Source organism: Barnesiella sp. CU968, assembly GCF_905219685.1.
GTDB classification, from domain to species: domain Bacteria; phylum Bacteroidota; class Bacteroidia; order Bacteroidales; family Muribaculaceae; genus Lepagella; species Lepagella muris_A.
The window spans coordinates 1-2,262 of sequence record NZ_CAJMXD010000438.1 but is presented as its reverse complement, the minus strand read 5'-3'; the positions used below and the strand labels follow the sequence as shown (position 1 = coordinate 2,262).

At 44.6% G+C, this 2,262-nt stretch carries 3 protein-coding genes; all 3 read right to left on the bottom strand.

Going from position 1 to position 2,262, the window contains the following annotated elements:
- On the bottom strand, window positions 1-230 hold a 230-nt coding region (locus JX312_RS12505), incomplete at its 3' end, for a cyclic nucleotide-binding domain-containing protein (protein ID WP_370541512.1).
- Between the two features lie 135 nt (window positions 231-365).
- On the bottom strand, window positions 366-1,298 hold the full coding sequence (locus JX312_RS12500; protein ID WP_204458224.1) for an AMP-binding protein: 933 nt from the start codon (window positions 1,296-1,298) through the stop codon (window positions 366-368).
- Between the two features lie 31 nt (window positions 1,299-1,329).
- Window positions 1,330-2,262, bottom strand: a 933-nt coding sequence (locus JX312_RS12495; RefSeq protein WP_204458222.1) for an o-succinylbenzoate synthase, incomplete at its 5' end; no start/stop codon positions are given.

Below are 2,262 nucleotides of genomic sequence, written 5' to 3'. Positions count from 1 at the left end.
CGTGCTAAGTATGCACGATACCCGAAATACTGAACCGGACGATACAGTCTGAGAATCTGCACCCTGTCACCGATGCCGCTTTTGTATAGCTTTACCTTTCCATCGAGAAGACAATATAGGTTTTCAGGAGTCTCTTTCTCAGCGTAGATTATCTGATTCTTCTTGTATTGCTCGTATTTGAAATTGTCAGTGACAATTCGCTTCTCTTCCGGACGAAGTGCATTCCACATCTCCGAAAGATCATCTCCAATGATTCGCTCTAATGTACTTTTTTTAATCATATTCACCTGCTGTGATACTGGAAATAACAGGGTTTTCTGTTTTAAAACACAAATTTATAACAAAATTCGTTAAAAATGAAATTTTTAGTTCTTAAAATTTCTGACCGGTTTCCCGTTTGGTGTTCTCGGAAGATGCTTGGTAAAAATAATTTCCTTGGGTCTCATGTAATTTTCAAGCATATTCCTGCATTCATTTTCGATAAACGGCCTTTCAGACTCTTCCGCTTCCGCAATCATAATTATGCGCTCACCCCATTTTTCATCGGGTCTTGATGTGATTATGAAAGGGAATGTAATTGTGCGGGAAAGTATATCCTCCACACGTTCCGGATTGATTTTACGTCCTCCTGAAATCATAATGTTGTCAAGTCTGCCGTCGATAAAAAATTCGCGGGGAGATACAATACGCGCGGAGTCGTTGGTTCTGACAGACTGCCAGCCGGGGATATCTATCACAAGTGCCTCATCTGAAATCGTCACGGTTATGTCTCCGAGTGTCCTGAATGGTTCAGGCTCTGATTTGATGCGGCGCAATGCTATGTGAGAGGCTGTCTCTGTCATGCCATAGCTTTCATATGCATTCAATCCGCTTTTCTCAATCCTGTGTCGCAAAGATTCCGGAATACTTGAGCCTCCCACAAGCATGGCGTCAATTACCGGCATGTCTTTAATGTTGTCAAGTATGTATATGACCTGAGAAGGGACAACAGACAAAAGCGAAATTGGCTCGCCCGAATAGCCGTCAAGCGGTCTGTTGCTTGGTGTCTCCCAAAGAAATCTGCATCCCGCGGCTCTTTGGCGGACCAGCATCATTTTTCCACCGATGAAATCAGGGGCGATGCACGAATAGAGAAGGGAATCTCCAGTGAGACCGAAAAAGTCTATGGTTCGGAGGGCACTGTTGACCATTTCTTGTTTAGGGAGCAGTATTTCCTTGGGTGCTCCGGTTGAACCGGAGGTGCGGCATGTTATCATGTCTCGGCTGTCCCATTCTTGCGCAAAATCCTCGTATGTCATAAAACAGTTTATGTTATACTTATCATGTAATTTACCGCCAATCAAGTTTGTCAATTACATCGCGGTCAAGAGTGGCATCAGGGTTATATTTCAGTTTCTCGCCGTCCGTATATATAGGTGACGGGATATTGTTTGTGAATAATGCTCCCGTACCGAGTCCCTGCGGACGCTTCTGATTCAAAGTGGCGACCCATTGAGAGAGCGCGTTCAGTCCGATATTTGATTCCAGAGAAGATGTTATCCACCAACCTATGTTTCTTTCGTCTGCCAGTCTGATCCATTCACCGGCGCCGGAAAATCCACCTTCAAGCGAGGGCTTTATCACGATATATGCCGGTTTTATCGAGTCAAGAGTCTCTGCCTTGGATTCGGGAGTGAATTTTCCGATCAGCTCTTCGTCCAATGCAATGGGAATGGGGGAGACATCGCACAGGAATCTCATGAGTTGAGGATTCCCGGCTTTTATGGGTTGTTCGATTGAATGCACATCGAGATCTGCAAGATGTCTGAGTCGTGCCAAAGCGTTATCCATGGTGAAGCCTCCGTTGGCATCCACCCGGATTTCGATTTTGTCACTGTCATATCTTTGCCGGATAAACTCTATCATCCCGATTTCCTTGCTCCAGTCTATAGAAGCTATTTTCAGCTTGATACATTTGAATCCTGCGGCAAGTTTATCCTCAATCCGAGAAATCATTTCCTCATAATCTCCCATCCATATAAGTCCGTTGATTGTAATATCCTTATCGCCGATAATGAATGGTGAATTAAAGTAGATCCCTTCACATCCGGCGGTGAAATCCCTTATAGCCTGTTCAAGACCCATTTGAAGAGAGGGGAAGCAGGACAAGTCAGTCTGCAAGCCAAGACGTATGTTTGCCTGCAGTTCCATCAGCTTATAGAAATATCTTTCATCAGCTTCAGGTGACAGTCCGGGAAAGACTGCTGCCTCTCCAATACCATA